Annotated in this window: 16 protein-coding genes and 3 pseudogenes; 7 read left to right on the forward strand and 12 right to left on the reverse strand. The window is 71.7% G+C overall.

Annotated features, from left to right (window positions below; translation table 11 throughout):
- Window positions 1–123: 123 nt before the first annotated feature.
- The 3 genes and pseudogenes from fahA to ACFTZC_RS30095 form a co-directional block, all read right to left on the reverse strand.
- Window positions 124–1347, reverse strand: coding sequence for a fumarylacetoacetase (gene fahA, locus ACFTZC_RS30085; RefSeq protein ID WP_382894993.1), 1224 nt, complete (start codon window positions 1345–1347; stop codon window positions 124–126).
- A gap of 131 nt (window positions 1348–1478) precedes the next feature.
- Window positions 1479–1881, reverse strand: a pseudogene (locus ACFTZC_RS30090) (hypothetical protein); the annotation flags it as partial.
- A gap of 39 nt (window positions 1882–1920) precedes the next feature.
- Window positions 1921–2181: pseudogene (locus ACFTZC_RS30095) on the reverse strand (MFS transporter); the annotation flags it as partial.
- A 218-nt stretch (window positions 2182–2399) separates the two neighbouring features.
- On the opposite strand from ACFTZC_RS30095, the gene ACFTZC_RS30100 reads away from it, so the two are divergent.
- The 4 genes from ACFTZC_RS30100 (at window position 2400) to ACFTZC_RS30115 (ending at window position 7117) form a co-directional block, all read left to right on the forward strand.
- Window positions 2400–3410, forward strand: coding sequence for a polyprenyl synthetase family protein (locus ACFTZC_RS30100; protein ID WP_382894994.1), 1011 nt, complete (start codon window positions 2400–2402; stop codon window positions 3408–3410).
- Between the two features lie 343 nt (window positions 3411–3753).
- The gene (locus ACFTZC_RS30105) at window positions 3754–5082 is read left to right on the forward strand and encodes an outer membrane lipoprotein carrier protein LolA (RefSeq protein WP_382894996.1); all 1329 of its coding nucleotides are present in this window, start codon (window positions 3754–3756) and stop codon (window positions 5080–5082) included.
- 144 nt (window positions 5083–5226) lie between these two features.
- Window positions 5227–6192 (forward strand): ATP-binding cassette domain-containing protein, encoded by a 966-nt coding sequence (locus tag ACFTZC_RS30110; RefSeq protein ID WP_382894998.1) that lies wholly within the window; start codon window positions 5227–5229, stop codon window positions 6190–6192.
- The gene (locus tag ACFTZC_RS30115) at window positions 6179–7117 is read left to right on the forward strand and encodes an ABC transporter permease (protein ID WP_382895000.1); all 939 of its coding nucleotides are present in this window, start codon (window positions 6179–6181) and stop codon (window positions 7115–7117) included. The genes ACFTZC_RS30110 and ACFTZC_RS30115 overlap by 14 nt, the downstream gene beginning before the upstream one ends.
- A 136-nt stretch (window positions 7118–7253) precedes the next feature.
- Here ACFTZC_RS30115 and ACFTZC_RS30120 read toward each other — a convergent pair whose 3' ends face one another.
- Together ACFTZC_RS30120 and ACFTZC_RS30125 are read right to left on the reverse strand one after the other, a co-directional pair.
- Window positions 7254–8285: a M28 family metallopeptidase gene (locus ACFTZC_RS30120; protein WP_382895002.1), complete on the reverse strand. Its 1032-nt coding sequence runs from the start codon at window positions 8283–8285 to the stop codon at window positions 7254–7256.
- A 257-nt stretch (window positions 8286–8542) separates the two neighbouring features.
- On the reverse strand, window positions 8543–9574 hold the full coding sequence (locus ACFTZC_RS30125; protein WP_382895004.1) for a helix-turn-helix transcriptional regulator: 1032 nt from the start codon (window positions 9572–9574) through the stop codon (window positions 8543–8545).
- Window positions 9575–9735: 161 nt separating this feature from the next.
- On the opposite strand from ACFTZC_RS30125, the gene ACFTZC_RS30130 reads away from it, so the two are divergent.
- Entirely contained in the window at window positions 9736–10158 is a 423-nt protein-coding gene (locus ACFTZC_RS30130; RefSeq protein ID WP_382895005.1) for a VOC family protein, read from the forward strand.
- Between the two features lie 69 nt (window positions 10159–10227).
- Complete coding sequence (locus tag ACFTZC_RS30135) at window positions 10228–11328, forward strand: winged helix DNA-binding domain-containing protein (protein WP_382895031.1); 1101 nt, start codon at window positions 10228–10230, stop codon at window positions 11326–11328.
- A gap of 11 nt (window positions 11329–11339) precedes the next feature.
- Here the strand turns inward: ACFTZC_RS30135 and ACFTZC_RS30140 are convergent, their stop codons facing one another.
- The 6 genes and pseudogenes from ACFTZC_RS30140 to ACFTZC_RS30165 form a co-directional block, all read right to left on the reverse strand.
- A complete protein-coding gene (locus tag ACFTZC_RS30140) occupies window positions 11340–11549 on the reverse strand; it encodes a DUF397 domain-containing protein (protein WP_382895007.1) in 210 nt (69 codons plus the stop codon).
- 24 nt (window positions 11550–11573) lie between these two features.
- A pseudogene (locus ACFTZC_RS30145) lies at window positions 11574–11870 on the reverse strand (Scr1 family TA system antitoxin-like transcriptional regulator); the annotation flags it as partial.
- 324 nt (window positions 11871–12194) lie between these two features.
- Window positions 12195–13061: a GyrI-like domain-containing protein gene (locus tag ACFTZC_RS30150; protein ID WP_382895009.1), complete on the reverse strand. Its 867-nt coding sequence runs from the start codon at window positions 13059–13061 to the stop codon at window positions 12195–12197.
- Window positions 13062–13181: 120 nt separating this feature from the next.
- The gene (locus tag ACFTZC_RS30155) at window positions 13182–13631 is read right to left on the reverse strand and encodes a VOC family protein (protein ID WP_382895011.1); all 450 of its coding nucleotides are present in this window, start codon (window positions 13629–13631) and stop codon (window positions 13182–13184) included.
- A gap of 51 nt (window positions 13632–13682) precedes the next feature.
- Window positions 13683–14714, reverse strand: coding sequence for an EamA family transporter RarD (gene rarD, locus ACFTZC_RS30160; RefSeq protein WP_382895033.1), 1032 nt, complete (start codon window positions 14712–14714; stop codon window positions 13683–13685).
- Window positions 14715–14864: 150 nt separating this feature from the next.
- Entirely contained in the window at window positions 14865–15725 is an 861-nt protein-coding gene (locus ACFTZC_RS30165; RefSeq protein ID WP_382895012.1) for an SDR family oxidoreductase, read from the reverse strand.
- Between the two features lie 156 nt (window positions 15726–15881).
- Between ACFTZC_RS30165 and ACFTZC_RS30170 the strand changes: the two genes are divergently transcribed.
- A complete protein-coding gene (locus ACFTZC_RS30170) occupies window positions 15882–16220 on the forward strand; it encodes a winged helix-turn-helix transcriptional regulator (protein ID WP_382895035.1) in 339 nt (112 codons plus the stop codon).
- 54 nt (window positions 16221–16274) lie between these two features.
- Here the strand turns inward: ACFTZC_RS30170 and ACFTZC_RS30175 are convergent.
- Window positions 16275–17129: 2-oxoacid:ferredoxin oxidoreductase subunit beta (locus tag ACFTZC_RS30175; protein ID WP_382895014.1), on the reverse strand; the 855-nt coding region annotated here is incomplete at its 5' end.

Raw genomic sequence — 17129 nt, forward strand, 5'->3', positions numbered from 1 at the left:
TGCCCCCGCGGGGGTTCGGTGGTGTGAGCGGCGGCCGGGGCCGGGCCCCCGGGGGGGTCCGCCCCGGCCCCCGGCCGCGGTGCTTCTCCGGGGCCACAGGCCCCCTCAGGAGCCCCCGCGGACTCACCCGGCGGCGATCCTGCCCCGCACCTCGCCCAGGCCGACCTTCGTGCCGTCGGGGCCCGGGGCCCAGGCGGTCAGGGTCACCTCGTCGCCGTCCTCCAGGAAGGCGCGCTTGCCGCCGGGGAGTTCGACCGGCTCCGTACCGTTCCAGGTCAGCTCCAGCAGACAGCCGCGCTGCTCGCGCGCCGGCCCGCTGACCGTGCCCGACGCGAAGACGTCCCCCGTACGCAGGGAGGCGCCGTTGACCGTGAGGTGGGCGAGCTGCTGGGCGGCGGTCCAGTACATCGTGGAGAACGGCGGCTCGGAGATCACCTCTCCGTTGAGCGCCACCGAGATCCGCAGATCGAACCCGCCGGGCTCCTCGTCCTCCGCGTCGTCCAGATAGGGGAGTACGGGGACCGAGCGGGCCGGGGGCGCCACCCTGGCCGCGTCCAGGGCCTCCAGCGGCGTCACCCACGCCGAGACGGACGTGGCGAAGGACTTGCCCAGGAACGGGCCGAGCGGCACGTACTCCCACGCCTGGAGGTCCCGCGCCGACCAGTCGTTGAGGAGCGAGAGCCCGAAGACGTGGTCGCGGAAGGACGCCAGCTCCACCGGGGAGCCCTGCCGGGACGGCACCCCGACGACGAAGGCGACCTCCGCCTCGATGTCCAGCTTCACGGAGGGCCCGAAGATTGGCGCGGGGTCGGCGGGCGCCTTGCGCTGGCCCGCCGGGCGCGTCACCTCCGTACCGGAGACGACGATCGTGCCGGACCGGCCGTGGTAACCGATCGGGAGGTGCTTCCAGTTGGGGGTCAGCGCCTCGCCGTCGGGACGGAAGATGCGGCCCACGTTCGTGGCGTGGTGCTCGCTCGCGTAGAAGTCGACATAGTCCGCGACCTCGTACGGCAGATGCAGCGTGACGGCGCCCAGCGGGTGGAGCAGGGGCTCTATGTCGGGGCGGTGCGCGGGGACCGTCACCCACGCGGTGAGCGCCCGGCGGACATCGCGCCACGCCGTGCGCCCCGCCGCCATCAGCGGGTTGAGACTGGGCCTGGCCAGCAGCGCCGCGTACGGGGAGCCCAGCGCCAGCGCCGCCGCCCCCGCGTCGAGCACATGATCGCCGATGCGTACCCCGACCCGCCGGCGGTCGGGCTCGTCGGCGGTCGAGAAGACGCCGTACGGCAGGTTGTGCGGACCGAAGGGATCGCCCTCGGCCGTTTCGAGCGGGCTCTGCTCGGGCATCGGTGCTGCCTCGCTTTCCGGATCGATACGGGACACGTTACGTCGGTGTTGCCCGGCAGCGGCAGTAATAAAAAGCCCGCATTGACCTGAAAGGCCCGGGTAGGGGACGGGGTTGGGGGCGTGCCCGGGGCTCAGCCCGCCGTACGTGGGATCCGCCGTTCCCAGGTCCGGTGGTGGACCACCTCGTCCTCGGCGAACTCCAGCCCGTCCGGGTAGCAGCGGGAGCCGCCGTGGCGCGGGTCGGCCTCCAGCTGCCGGACGCCTTTCGCGACGTCCCCTACCACCAGTCGCTCGGGTGGCTCCTCGTCGAGCGTGGCGGGGAAGGAGACGCCCAGCGGCTCGGCCCGCTCCGGCGGTTCGAAGGAGACCGCCCCCTGGCCCGACCCGGCGGGCGTCCGGACGGGGCGTCCGAGCGAGCTGCCCGCCGGGTCGAGGGGCGAAGCGCGTGGACCGGGCCTGCGGCCAGAGCCACGGCCGGTACGCGGAGGAGACCGCGAGCCGGATGCGGTGGCCGGGCGGGAAGGCGTGGCCGATGCGAATGGGGGCACGTCGTCACGCTCAGGCGGCTGAGGCGATGGTGAGCCATCCGGCCGGCGCGAGCGCCACGGCCACCAGGGCCGTCACCACCGTGCCTACGATCATCAGCCTTACGGCATGGCGCATCGCGGCAGGGGGCAGCGCGAACTCGGCGGCGTGTTTGCGCCCCGCGGGATGGCGTCTGCCCGCCACGTACGGGATCAGCCCGAGGGGCATCCCGACGGCGGCGGCGGAGAACGCCCAGTGCCGGCTCGCGTGGTCGCCGAGCCACCCGGTGACGAGCGGGCCGAGGAAGGCGCGGTCGTCGCGGGGTGGGGGTTGCTCGTCGTTCACTTCGGGGTCGGCCGCCGTTCCGGACAAAAGGTCCACTCCTGATCGAAAGGTCGATCCCGAACATACCGGCGAAGCCGGGAAGGCGCCCATGGTGATCGAAAGGCGACCGGATACGCTGACTTGAGTGATGGCAGCGACGCATCGACAATCCGTGTGATCGTCAGCAGACAGGAGTACCTCTCGTGACCGTCGTGGGGCCGTTCGGGCTGAGCGTGCGGGACCAGGCTCTTGAGGCCGATGTCCAGACCGGATTGGCGGCCGTCGAGGCCGGACTGCTCGAAGCCACCAAGAGCGAGGTGCCGTTCATCACGGAGGCCGCGCAGCACCTCGTGCGGGCCGGCGGCAAACGATTCCGACCATTGTTGGTCATGCTCGCGTCACAATTTGGGGACCCGTACGCGCCCGGGGTCGTCCCGGCGGCGGTCGTCGTCGAGCTGACGCATCTGGCGACGCTCTACCACGACGACGTGATGGACGAGGCCGAGGTCCGCCGCGGTGTGGAGAGCGCGAACGCCCGGTGGGACAACTCCGTCGCCGTCCTCACGGGTGACTTCCTCTTCTCCCGCGCGTCACACATCCTGGCGGATCTGGGCCCCGAGGCCGTCCGTATCCAGGCGGAGGCGTTCGAACGGCTGGTGACGGGCCAGATCCTGGAGACCGCGGGCCCGCGCGAGGGCAGCGACCCGGTCAGCCACTACCTCGACGTCATCGGCGGCAAGACGGGCTCGCTGATCGCGGTGGCGGGGCGCTTCGGCGCGATGATGTCCGGCGCCGACGAGACGGTGGTCGACATTCTCACCCAGTACGGGGAGCGGCTCGGCATCGCCTTCCAGCTCGCCGACGACTTCCTCGACATCGCCAGCGACTCCCACGAGTCCGGCAAGACGCCCGGCACGGACCTGCGCGAGGGCATCCCGACCCTCCCGGTGCTGCTGCTGCGCGCCCAGGCGCAGGAGCACGGCAGGCCGGAGGACCTGGCCCTGGTCGAGCTGCTGGACGGCGATCTGGCGGACGACGAGCGCCTCGCCGAGGCCCTGCGGCTGCTGCGCGCCCATCCGGCGCTGGAGCAGGCGCGACTGGACACGGTGCGGTACGCGGAGGACGCGCGCGGGACACTGGCCCCGCTGCCGGAGTGCTACGCGAAGTCGGCGCTGCTGGAGCTCTGCGACGCGGTGGTCCACCGGGCCGGGTGACGGCGGGGCACTTCTCCGGGGCCTGTGCGGGCCGGGTGACGGCCGGTCGCCGGGCCGGATGGTGGCCGGTCACTTCTCCAGGGCCTGTGCGGGCCGGGCGTGGTCACTCGCCCGGCTCAGCCGTCCCTCTTCCGCCGCACCGTCCCGTAGGGGACGGGCGAGGCATCTCATCCGTATGTCATCCCAGAGCAGTACGGGAAGTTGCGCCCCGGGTCTGACGCTTCGGCGGCCCCGATTTGGTCATATGGACAACACCACTCCTGACCAATTCGGGTGAGAATGGCGGCGAGGGGTGGACAAGTGCAACGTACGGATGGCCGCCGACCACGGAGGTAGGGCACACATGGCACCGAACGACAGCGCACCGGCGACCGAGGAGGACAGGGAGCCCGGCGCCCTCCGCCGCAAGGCGGCACGTTACGCGCTCCCCGTCGCGGTGGCGGGGGTGGCCGCGGCGACCATCGGACTCGTCCCGGCGCTCGCCGCGACCGGTGATCCGGAACTGCCGAAGATCAGCGCGCAGCAGCTCATCGAGAAGATCGCCGCGTCGGACACGGAGCAGCTCTCCGGCACGGTGAAGATCACCACGGATCTCGGGATCCCGGGGCTGGACAAGCTGGGCGACCTGGCGGGCTCGTTCGCCCCCGACGCCAAGGACCAGGGCGGCGGCTCGGAGACAGCCGACCCGGGCACCAGGCTGACGGAGCTGGCCACCGGCTCGCACACCCTGCGGGTGGCCACGGACGGCCCCGACAAGCAGCGGCTGTCGATCCTCGACGACACCGCCGAGTACAGCCTGATCCACAACGGCGGCGAGGTGTGGGCGTACGACAGCGGCTCCAACGCCGCCTACCACGCCACCGCGCCGGAGGACGCGCAGCACGGCGAGGGCGCCGCGAAGGGCGGCCACGGTTCCGCGGGCAAGGACAAGGGTGCGCCGGAGGGCGCCCCGGCCACCCCCAAGGACTTCGCCGAGCAGGCGCTGAAGGCCGCGGGTGACACCACCTCGGTGACCGTCGGCGGGACCGCGCGGGTGGCCGACCGGGACGCGTACCAGCTGGTGATCAAGCCCAAGCAGAGCGGCTCCACGGTCGGCTCCATCACGATCGCGGTGGACGCGAAGACGGGCACTCCGCTCAAGTTCACGCTCGCGCCGAGCAGCGGCGGCAAGGCCGTGGTCGACGTCGGCTTCACGAAGGTCGACTTCGCCAAGCCCGCCGCCGGGACCTTCGACTTCACGCCGCCCAAGGGCGCGAAGGTGACGGAGCAGGGCGACGTCGGCAAGGCGGACGGCGCGGACGCCTCCCACGGGGCGGACAAGGGGCTGCCCGGTGCGCCCGGCGCCCTCGGCGAGCTGGGCGGGCTCGGCGGCGGCTCCGACGACGCCAAGGTCATCGGCAAGGGCTGGAACGCGGTGTACGTGCTGACGTCACCCGAGGGTGGCGCGGGCGCGGACGCGAAGGGCGGCTCCGCCGACTCCACCGGCTCCGGCTCGGAGGCGCAGGCGCAGCAGTTCATGGACGCGCTCGGCGACAAGGTCACCGGGAAGTTCGGCTCGGGGACGGTCTTCGAGACCCGTATCGTCAACGCGCTGATGACCGACGACGGCAAGGTGTACGTCGGCGCGGTCACCAAGGACGCGCTGGTCAAGGCGGCCGACCAGGCCAAGTGACGCCGTAGTGGACCGCCCCGCCGCGTGAACCGCGCGGCGGGGCGGAACGCTGACCGGGGCCGGTCCGTTCTCGGGAAGGACGCCACGGCGCGGGAGGGCGTCGCGGCGGTAGGGCCCGCCGGAGAAAGGGAGGGGGACGGGGACATGACAGCGGTTCCGGTACCCGCGACGGTCATCGAGACGCGCGGCCTGACCAAGCGTTACCGCGGCGGTCAGCTCGCCGTCGACCATCTCGACCTGACGGTGCCCGCCGGCAGCGTCTTCGGCTTCCTCGGGCCCAACGGCTCGGGCAAGACCACCACCATCCGGATGCTGATGGGCCTGATCGAGCCCACGGCCGGCTCGGCCACGCTCCTCGGCCACCGGATGCCCCGCGCCGCGCGCACGGTGCTGCCCCAGGTGGGGGCGTTGATCGAGGGGCCCGCGCTGTACGGGCACCTGAGCGGCCGGGACAACCTCGTCCGGTACGACTCCGCCGACCCGACGGCCGATCCCCGGACCCGCGCCGCGCGGGTGACCGCCGCGCTGGAGCGGGTCGGGCTGACGGCGGCGGCGGGCAAGAGGGCGAAGGCGTACTCCCTCGGGATGAAGCAGCGGCTCGGGCTGGCCTCGGCGCTGCTGCGGCCGCGCGCCCTGCTGGTGCTGGACGAGCCGACCAACGGGCTCGACCCGCAGGGCATGCGGGAGATCAGGACGCTGGTGCGGGAGCTGGCCGCGGACGGCACGACGGTCTTCCTCTCCTCGCACCTCCTCGACGAGATCGAACAGGTCTGCAGCCATGTCGCCGTGATGACCCAGGGGAAGCTGATCACCCAGGGGACGGTCGCCGAGCTGGCCGCCGGGACCCGGGGCAGACTCGCCGTCACGACCCCCGACCCGGGCGAGGCGGCCCGGGTGCTGAAGGAGCACGGGGTCACGGACGTGGTGGTGACGGGCGACCGGGTCACGGGTGAGCTTCCGACGGGCGAGGCGGAGCCCGTGGACCCCGCCGATCTGAACGCCGCGCTGGTCGGCGCGGAGGTGCGGGTCCGCGCCTTCGGCCAGGAGCGCGTCTCGCTGGAGGACGCCTTTGTCGCGCTGACGGGGGAGGGCTTCGATGTCGCGGGCTGATGTGGACGCGGGTGCGGGTGTCGGTGCGGGGGCGGAGCCGGGGCATGGCCCGGGCGGTGCGGCCGGGGCACCGGGTGCCGAGGTCCGGGGGCGGCGGCTGCTGTGGACGTTCGGGCTGCTCCGCTCCGAGCTGACGGTCACCTTCCGGCGCTGGCGGACCCTCGCCCTGCTCGGGGTGCTCGCCGCCGTCCCCGCACTCATCGGCATCGCGGTGAAGATCGAGACGGGCGGCGGAGGGGGCGGTGGCGGCCACGGCCCCGCCTTCGTCGGGCAGGTCACCAACAACGGGCTCTTCCTGGTCTTCGCCGCGCTCGCCGCGACGCTGCCGGTCTTCCTTCCGATGGCGGTCGGCGTCATAGCCGGCGACGCGATCGCGGGCGAGGCCAACGGCGGGACGCTGCGCTATCTGCTGGTCGCGCCGGCGGGACGTACCCGGCTGCTGCTGGTCAAGTACGCCTCCACCCTGGCGTTCTGCCTGGTCGCCACGGTGGTCGTGGCCGCCTCCGCGCTCGCCGTCGGCGCACTGCTCTTCCCGCTCGGTGACGTCACTACGATCTCCGGCGTCCGGATCTCCTTCGGCGACGGGGTGGCGCGGGCCGGGCTGATCGCCCTGGTCGTGGCCGCCTCGCTGATCGGGTTCGCGGCGCTCGGGCTCTTCATATCGACCCTGACCAACAGCGGGATCGCGGCGATGGCGGCGACGGTCGGGCTGCTGATCACGGTGCAGATCCTGGACGCGATCCCGCAGCTCCACGCCGTACAGCCGTATCTCTTCTCGCACCACTGGCTGTCCTTCGCGGACCTGCTGCGCGAACCGGTCCTGTGGGACGGCATCACCGAGAACCTGGGGCTCCAGGCGCTGTACGCGGCGGTGTTCGGCTCGGCGGCGTGGGCGCGCCTCACGACGCGGGACATCACGACCTGAGGCCGCCGGGCCCGGGGTTCCCGTACGCCGCCGGGGCCCGGGAGGCCTCTCCCGTACGCGCGTAGGGACGGCGGCGTACGGGAGAGGCGCGCCGCGAGGTGGAGGGCGCGGCGGGAGCGCGGAGGTGCGGCGGGGGCTACGCGGCGCCCGAGAGCGTCCAGACCGCGTAGGCGACGGCGTCGCTGTTGCGGTCGAGCGCGGTGTCGTTGATGTTCGACAGGCTGTCGCACGAGCGGTGGTAGCAGGTGTCGAAGGCGCGGCCCGAGGTGCCGCCCCACTTCTGTGCCTGCGCGGCGGTCTTGATGTAGTCGGCGCCGCTGAAGAGGCCGCCGACCGGGATGCCCACGTTCTTGAACGGGGCGTGGTCGGAGCGGCCGTCGCCCTCGGTCTCGATCTCCGTGGCGATGCCGAGGCCCGCGTAGTAGTTCTTGAACGTCTGCTCGATCGTCGGGTCGTCGTCGTAGACGAAGTAGCCCGGGTTCGGGCTGCCGATCATGTCGAAGTTCAAGTAGCCGTTGATCTTCGCGCGCTCGGCGGTCGGCAGGTTGTTCACGTAGTACCGCGACCCGACGAGCCCCAGTTCCTCCGCGCCCCACCAGGCGAACCGGAGGTGCTTCGTCGGCTTCAGCTGGGCGCGGGAGACGGCGAGCGCGGTCTCCAGTATCGCGGCCGAGCCGGAGCCGTTGTCGTTCATCCCGGCGCCCGCGGTGACGGAGTCGAGGTGCGAGCCGGCCATGATCACCTGGTTGGCGTTGCCGCCCGGCCAGTCGGCGATCAGGTTGTAGCCGGTGGCGCCGCCGGACGTGAACTGCTGCACGGAGGTGGTGAACCCGGCGGCGTCCAGCTTGCCCTTCACGTAGTTCAGCGAGGCGAGATAGCCGGCGCGGCCATGGGCGCGGTTGCCGCCGTTGGCGGCGGCGATCGACGAGAGCTGGGTGAGGTGCGCCTTGACGTTGGCGAGGGGGATGTCGGGCGCGGCGAGCACGGCGGCCGAGGCGGGCGCGGCGGCCGGTGCCTGCGCCGACTGGGCGGGCGCGGCAGCACCGAGCAACCCGACGAGGGCCAGCCCGGTGGCCGCGGCAGTCGCCGCGGCGGTCGTTCTGCGGGCGGGTATTCGACCGGCCGCGGAGCTGGTCGAGCGGCGCATTCCAGGAACGGAGAGCTTCATGTGGGGGCTCCGGATCCGAACGGGACGAGACGAGGACGGAACGTGCGGGACGCCCCACGGCATCGGTGGCGTGGGGCGCTGAAGCTGCTGGAGCGTGCAGGAGCTGTGGAAGCTGTTGGTGCGCAGTGCGTGCTGAATGGTGGGGGAGAGGTTGACTCCCCGTCAAGAGCGAAGACCGGTCAGAAGTGTTCGCTGAACGGACACGTCTGTCGGGCCCGTCCGGACGAACTCATCCGGACGAACTCATTCGGTTGAACTCATTCGGTTGAACTCATGCGTGCGGCGCGGGCGTAACGGGCGGCGAGGTCCGCGCACGCCGCGGCCAGTTGGGGCGGGCCGATGACGTCGACGTCGGTGTCGAAGCGGCCGATGGCGGCGGCGAGCCCGCTCCATGACCAGGAGCCGAGGGTGAGCCGGCAGCGCCGCGGGCCGAGTTCCTCGACGATCCCGTCCTGGGCGAAGGGCACGACCTCGGCGGCCGGCAGGTGGAGGATGACATCGCCCCGGCAGGGCCAGTCGGTGGTGGTGCCGTCGTTGCCGCGGAACCGGCTGGTGACGAAGGTGGAGACATCGCCGCCGGGAAGCTCGCGCGGGGTGAAGCGGGGGCCGGTGGGTGTCCGGGGCCGGATGCGGTCCACGCGGAAGGTACGCCAGTCCTCGCGGTGGAGGTCCCAGGCCACGAGATACCAGCGCTGGCGCCAGGTGACCAGGTGGTGGGGGTGTACGCGGCGGGGCGCGACGGCCTCCGCGACGCTCGGCCCCGGGGCGTAGTCGAAGCGCAGCTCCTCGCTGGCGTGGATGACACGGCTCAGCTCCATCAGGACCTGGGCGTCGACCCGGGAGGAGTCGTCGGCGGCGGGCGGTCGCACGGCGGTCACCCGCAGCAGGTCGATGCGGTGACGCAGGCGCGGCGGCATGACCTGGCGGAGGGTGGCCAGGGCGCGGGCGGCGTCCTCGGCGACGGTGGTGCCGGTGGGGCTGGTGGTGCCGGTACTGCTGGCGGTACTGGTGGCGCCGGTGGCCACGGTCTGTAGCGCGACGGCCAGGGCGACGGCCTGCCCGTCGTCGAACAGCATGGGCGGCAGATGCGTGCCGGCCTCCAGGCGGTAGCCGCCGGCCGGTCCCTTGACGGTGGTGATCGGGTAGCCGAGATCGCGCAGGCGGTCGATGTCCCGGCGCACGGTGCGCGAGGTGATGTCGAGACGCCCGGCGAGATCCTCGCCGGACCAGTCACGGTGCGTCTGGAGCAGCGAGAGCAGCACGAGCAGCCGGGAGGACGTCTTGTTCATGGCATCCATTCTTCTCGCAGTAGAGGACACAACCTGTCCGCTACCCCTGCCATCGTGGCGTACGCAGCCGCTCGGGAGGCATCGCTCCCGGTCGCGGCAGCCGCCGCCGGAGCTTTGGACGGTCGGCGGCGCAGTCACCGCATCGAGGCAAGGAGCAGCTCATGTCCGTCACGACCACCACCCACCTGAACTTCCGGGGCGCCGCGCGTGAGGCGCTGGACTTCTACCGGTCCGTCTTCGGCGGACGTACCGTCGCCATCACCTACAAGGACGCGGGCGCCGTCCAGAACGAGAGCGAGGCGGACTGGGTGATGTGGGGCGAGGTGTCCGGCGACAACGGCTTCCACGTCATGGCGTACGACGTGCCCTCGTCCCTGCCCTGGAACCAGGGTGAGAACCCGTTCTTCGTCTCGGTGCGGGCCGACGACACCGAGGAGATCGGCGCCCTGTGGGGCAGGCTGGCCGAGGGCTCGACCGTCGTGCGCCCGCTGGAGCCCGCGCAGTGGGCGCCGCTGTACGGCATGCTCGCCGACCGCTTCGGAGTCACCTGGGTCCTGGACGTCACGGCTCCGTACAACGGCTGACACCCGCCGGCCCGGACACGGGACGAAGCGGAAGGAAGGAACGGAGCCACCGCCATGCCTGAGCACGCCATGACCGTCCTCGACACCCGCGCCCTCAACCGCGCCACCCTCGCCCGCCAGCATCTGCTCACGCGCGCCGACTCCTCCGTGCCGGAGGCGGTGGCCCACCTGTGCGGCCTCCAGGCGCAGGAGCCCCAGGAACCCTTCACCGGGCTGTGGTCCCGCCTGTCCGGCTTCGAACCCGGGCAACTGGACGACGCGTTGACCGGCCGTACGGTGGTGCGCACCCACCTGATGCGCCGCACCGTCCACCTCGTCACCGCCGCCGACGCGCTCGCCTGGCGGGCCCGTCACGACACCATGCTGCGCGGGCGGGTCCTCGGCACCTACCGGCGCGAACTGGACGGCATCGACCTGGACGAGGTCGCCGCCGGCGGCCGCGCGGTCATGGCCGACCAGCAGCCCCGCACCATGAGCGAGCTGGTACGGGCTCTCGAAGAGCGCTGGCCCGGCCCACCGCGCCGGGCCCTCGGCGAACTGCTCGTCGCGGCCCTCATCCCGATGGTCCAACTCCCGCCCCGGGGCCTGTGGCAGCAGAGTTCCGGCGTACGCAACCTGCCGATGGCCACCTGGCTGGAACGGGACATCGCCCCCCTGGCCGCCGACGCCGCCGATCCTGTCGGGCAGCAGTTGCTACGCCGCTACCTCACCGCCTACGGCCCCGCCGCCGGTGCGGACCTCCGCGCCTGGTGCGGCCTCGCCGGTCTTCCCGCCGCCGTCAAGGCCGCCCGGGCCCGGGACGAACTCGTCGTCTTCCGCGACGAACGCGGGCGCGAACTGTTCGACCTGCCCGACGCACCCCGCCCCGACCCGGACACCCCGGCGCCGGTCCGCTTCCTCCCGGCCTTCGACAACGCGATCCTCGGCTACCACGACCGCAGCCGCATCATCGACAGCGCCCACCTCGGCCTGTCCGTGGCGGGCCACCGCACGGTCCTGGTCGACGGACGCGTCACCGCGACGTGGACCGTGCGGGACCACCTGCTCAGGGTCAGTCCGCTGCGCCCCCTCACGGTCCCGGAAGAGGAGGCCGTCCGTGCCGAGGCCCAGGAGCTGCTGACGTTCCTGGACAACGGCATCGAGGACGTCCGGCTCGACGCGGGGAGCTGAGCGGGGACGGTTCAGACCGTGGGGAAGGCGTCCTGCTGAACGCCGCCGACGAATGCCGCCCATGCGTCGGGAGCGAGGGCGAGGATGGGGCCGTGCGGGTTCTTGGAGTCCCGGACGGGGACGATGCTGTGCGGGGCGGCGAGGTTGGTGGCGACTTCTACGCAGGCGCCGCCGTTCTCGCTGTACGAGGACTTGAACCAACGCGGTGATTCGGTGGTCACGGGATGTCCTTTTGGAACTGCTCGGTAGGCCGTCAACAGGGGGTCCACGGAGCTGCTTTCCCGTTCGAGCCGCCTCCGTTGGGCCGACTCCGCATAGGAGAGGAGTGAGCGGTTCTGCATCGTCAGGATGTAGAGAGGAAGGCTGAGTGGGCGGCGGTCACCCATGCTGAACGGGGCCACTTGGAGCACGGTGTTCGGCAGGGTTGCGAACTCGACGAGCCGGTCCAACTGCTGCCTCATGGTGGCGGAGTCACCGACCGGCCGCCTCAGGCAGCTTTCGTCGAGCACGACGAAGACGAGCGGTGACGGCGTGCGAAGAACCTGGGTTCCGGACGCGCCCGCCGAACTCCGCGCATGGTGCCGCGATCCCGGAGCGCAGAGAGCGGCCCGGGACCAACTCGTCGCGGGCGGGGAGTTCGCGCTCAGCGCCGTTGACCACAGCGGGCACTACCTCTTCAAGGCGCTGCCCGTGCCCGCCTACGCGCCGCGCCTGGAGCCGCGCCCCGACCACCGGAGGCACCGGAAGCCCCGATGGCTCGGCTGCCTCCGGCTCCGGTTCCGCCGATGGAGGGTGCGGGCCCGGCCGACCAACACGCCAGCCGCCCCCCGCCCCCCCGACAGCACCCCCGCACCCACAGCACCCGTTCAGGACGTGGTTCGTTCCACCGGGATCCATAGTTCCGCGTCTGCCTGGGTTCCGTTCTGGGACAGGCGTGTCCTCAGGATCTCGGGGCCCGGCCGGCTCCGGTACGGGTTGGAGGGGAACCACTGGGTGAAGACGTCCCGCCACAGGTGCTGGAGCGCCTGCGGAAACGGCCCGGAGCTCTCGAAGACGGCCCACGTTCCGGCCGGGACGGTGAGCGCGTCCAGGCCGTCGGGGGCGGGGGCGCCGGTCACCACCCCGTGGTAGTAGTCGAGTTCGGTGCCCTCCGCCCGGCTCGGGTCGAGGTTGTCGCTCACCCCTACGATCCCGCTCGGCTCCTGATCGGACAGGCTCTCCACGCGGTCCAGCGTCTCCTTGCCGATGCCCCGGATGAAGTCGGCGATGGCCGGGTTCACCCCGTTGTGCACCAGAGGGACGCGTATCTTCCTGCCGACCACACGGAACTCGCCCTTTTCCACCACTCGGTATCGCATGCTGCTGCTCCCTTCGACGGTGAGGCGGAAGGACAGCCGTGGCTGGCACCGCAGGCTCGCACCGGAGCGCCTGGCCTCGCCGGGGCCGACGTCGTGCATCGCGCGGAACGCGCGCGCGAACGCCTCGCCCGACGTGTAGCCGTACCGCACCGCGATCTCCAGCAGCGTCGGGCCCCCGGCCAGCACATCGGCACCGGCGACCGTGAGCCGCCTGCGTCGGATGTACTCCGAGAGGGGCATCCCCGCCAGCGCGGAGAACAGCCGCCGGAGGTGGTACTCCGACGTCACCGCGATCCGCGCCAGATCGGCCACCTCGATCCGCTGATCAAGGTGGTCCTCTATGTGCTCCATGGCTTGGTTGAGCCGTTCCAGCACCCCGGCCTCCTTCCTGTTCGCTTCCTCACGTTAGGAAGAACCCGGCCCGTCGCACCCGACCTTCCGTGCCCGGTCCGGTCGGGTCGGGTCGGGTCCGGGCACAGGACGTTCGGGCCGGGCCTAATGGACGCAGAATTCCGCGCCCTCCGGATCGGCCATGATGATCCACTCCCCGCCCGGCTCCCGCACCCGGCGCAGCACCGTCGCGCCCAGCCCCGTCAGGCGCTCGGCCTCCGCGTCGCGCTCGCCGGGCGCGGCGTGCACGTCGAGGTGGAGGCGGTTCTTGCCGGTCTTGGGCTCCGGCACGCGCTGGAAGAGGATGCGGCGGCCGAGCCCGGTGCCGGTGCGCTCGTCGTAGGCGTCGTCCGGGTGGCGGACGGCGATCAGGTCCCGCCAGGCGCGCCGCCCGTGCGCGGTCACGACGTCAGCCTCCGAGGCGTGGCCGAGGGCCAGCAGCCCCTCGATCAACGCGCTGTTGTCCTCGACGAGATACCCGAGGGTGGCCGCCCAGAAGTCCGCCTGCGCGTGCGGATCGGCCGCGTCGGCGACAAGTTTCCAGTGCAGAGTCATGCGTTCACTTATATACGCGGGGTCTGACAACGCTCCCGCCACGCACGCGACTCAGAGCCGGCGTTCCGCATCCCCTGCCGCCGGCTCCGGGGCGAGCGACGGGGTGGTGGTCAGGGGCATGGTCGACGGAGTGACCGACGGCGCCGGTGTTTGCGCCTTCTCCATGGCGAGCGCGGCCAGCCGTACCGCCTCCGCCCGCGTCCTGCGGGCCGTCCGCAGCGCGTCCCAGGTCAGGATCGTCAGCGCCAGCCACACCAGGGAGAAGCCCGCCCAGCGCTCGGCCGGCATCGCCTCGTGGAAGTAGAGGATGCCCAGCAGGAACTGGAAGACCGGCGCCAGGTACTGGAGCAGCCCCAGCGTCGACAGCGGTACGCGGATCGCGGCCGCGCCGAAGCAGATCAGCGGGATCGCGGTGACGAGCCCGGTGGACGCCAGCAGCGCGAAGTGACCGGGCCCCTCCGAGCCGGCGGTGGCCGAGCCTTCCGCGCTCAGCCACACCAGATAGCCGAGGGCGGGCAGGAACAGCACCGCGGTCTCCGCCGCCAGCGACTCCAGGCCGCCGATGTTGATCTTCTTCTTGGCCAGGCCGTACGTCGCGAACGAGAAGGCGAGGATCAGCGAGACCCACGGCGGCCGCCCGGATCCCACGGCGAGCACCACCACCGCCGCGAAGCCGATGGAGACCGCCGCCCACTGGGCCGGGCGCAGCCGCTCCTTGAGCAGCAGGACGCCCATGGCGATGGTCACCAGCGGGTTGATGAAGTATCCCAGCGACGCCTCGACCACCTGGCCCGCGTTGACCGCCCAGATGTAGACACCCCAGTTGACGGTGATCGTCGCGGCGGCCACCGTGATCAGCCCCAGCTTGCGGGGCTGCCGCAGCAGTCCGGGTATCCAGGCCCAGCGGCGCAGCGCCAGCAGGGCAACGGCCACGACGGCCAGCGACCAGACCATCCGGTGGGCGAGGATCTCCATCGCCCCGGCCGGCTGGAGGAGCGGCCAGAACAACGGGACCAGCCCCCACATCCCGTAGGCGCCGATCCCGTACAGCAGTCCCGCCCGCTGTTCGCTCTCCGACTTCACTGGCCCCTCCTCGCCCCGCACCTGCCACGCGCCCGCCCCGCGCACGTCCCTGAAGAAGGTAGCGGGGAGCGGGCGCGGTGTCATGTCCGTATTGGAATACGGTCATGACGCTCCGAGGAAGGCTCCGAGGAAGAAGAGGGCGGCGGGGCGTCAGGCCTTGAGCGCCTCGGCGACCGCGTCGGCGAGCGGCGTCGTCGGCCGGCCCGCGAGCCGGGCCAGGTCGCCCGAGGTGCCGGCGAGGAGCCCGCGCCCGATCGCGCCGTCCACGTCGACGAGGATCGCGGCGAACGGCTCGGGCAGCCCGGCGCCGGTCAGGATCCCCAGCATGACGTCGGCGGGCACGTTGTTGTACGCGATGGTCCGGCCGGTCTGGCGCGACAGCTCGGCCGCGTACTCGGCGAAGGACCACGCGGTGTCGCCGCTCAGCTCGTACACCTTGTTCAGGTGACCGTCGCCGGTCAGTACGGCGGCGTCGGCGGCGGCGTAGTCCGCGCGGGTCGCGGCGGAGAGCCGGCCCTCGCCCGCGGCAGCGACGACGGCGTTGTGCTCCAGCACGGGCGCCAGGTTCTCGGTGTAGTTCTCCGTGTACCAGCCGTGGCGCAGGAAGGTGTACGGCAGCCCCGAGTCGAGGATCAGCTGCTCGGTCACCTTGTGCTCGGCGGCCAGGTCGAAGTCGGCGTCGGGCCCGCCGAGGACGCCGGTGTACGCGAGCTGGGCCACGCCGGCCGCCTTCGCGGCCTCGATGACGGCGGTGTGCTGCGGCACGCGCTTGCCGACCTCGCTGCCGGAGATCAGCAGCACCCGGTCGCCGGCCCGGAAGGCGCCCTTCAGGGACTCGGGGTCGTCGTAGTCGGCGACCCGCAGCTCGACCCCGCTCGCCACCAGGCCCGCGGCCTTCTCCTTGTTCCGTACGACGGCGGCGATCCCGTCGGCCGGGACGTCCGCGGCCAGCAGGGCCTCGACGACCAGGCGGCCGAGGTGTCCGGTGGCTCCGGTGACAACGATGCTCATGGGGGGTTCTCCAGTTCGTGCGGGTCACTGTGCGGTGTTGCGCGTGTTCCGTGCTCTGGCACTCACCCTACGGACTGCACTAACTCAGAGAAAGTACCCACTTTGAAGTAAGGTACTGATGTGGAAGTAAGTAAAGGGCTCGACGTCAACCAGCAGATGTGCCCCTCCCGGCTGATCCTTGAGCATGTGACCAGCCGCTGGGGCGTACTCGTCCTCGCCGCCCTGCTGGAGCGCTCGTACCGCTTCAGCGAACTGCGGCGCGAGATCGGTGGTGTCAGCGAGAAGATGCTCGCGCAGACCCTCCAGACACTGGAGCGCGACGGCTTCGTCCACCGCGATGCCAAGCCCGTCATCCCGCCCCGCGTCGACTACACGCTGACCGCGCTCGGGCAGGAGGCCGCCGAGCAGGTGTGGGGGCTGGCGCGCTGGACGGAGCGGCGCGCCGAGCAGGTGCTCAAGGCGCGCCAGGTGTACGACGAGGCCCGGCTCCCCTAGTCCGTACAGGTCGTACCAGGAGATCCGGGCCTCGTGACGAGGGCGTCCGCGGCGTCAGCCGACGACCGTCCAGGTGTCGCCGCCTGCGAGCATGGCGCCGAGGTCGCCCTTGCCGCGTTGTTCGACGGCTGTGTCGAGTTGGTCGGACATGAGGGTGTCGTAGACCGGTCGTTTCACGCTGCGCAGCACCCCGATGGGGGTGTGGTGGAGTGTGTCGGCGTCGGCGAGGCGGGAGAGCGCGAACGCGGTGGTGGGGCTGGCCGCGTGCGCGTCGTGGACGAGGATCTGTGACTCGTTCTCCGGGGTGACGGGCACGACCTGGAGGTCGCCGGTGGCCTGGTCCCGGATGACGCCCTTGGCGCCGTCGGTGCCGAAGCGGATGGGCTGCCCGTGTTCCAGCCGGATCACCGCCTCCGCGGCCTGTTCTTTGTCCTTGAGGACTTCGAAGGCGCCGTCGTTGAAGATGTTGCAGTTCTGGTAGATCTCGACGAGGGCCGTGCCGGGATGGTCGGCGGCCTGTCTGAGGACCTGGGTGAGGTGCTTGCGGTCCGAGTCGACCGTGCGCGCCACGAACGACGCCTCCGCGCCGATCGCCAGCGACACCGGGTTGAAGGGCGCGTCGAGCGAGCCCATCGGGGTCGACTTGGTGATCTTCCCGACCTCGGAGGTGGGGGAGTACTGGCCCTTGGTCAGCCCGTAGATCCGGTTGTTGAAGAGGAGGATTTTGAGGTTGACGTTGCGGCGCAGGGCGTGGATGAGGTGGTTGCCGCCGATGGAGAGGGCGTCGCCGTCGCCGGTGACGACCCAGACGGAGAGGTCGCGGCGGGAGGTGGCGAGGCCGGTGGCGATGGCGGGGGCGCGGCCGTGGATGGAGTGCATCCCGTAGGTGTTCATGTAGTACGGGAAGCG

Origin of the sequence: Streptomyces sp. NPDC056987 (genome assembly GCF_042673865.1) — a bacterium.
Classification (GTDB): Bacteria; Actinomycetota; Actinomycetes; order Streptomycetales; family Streptomycetaceae; genus Streptomyces.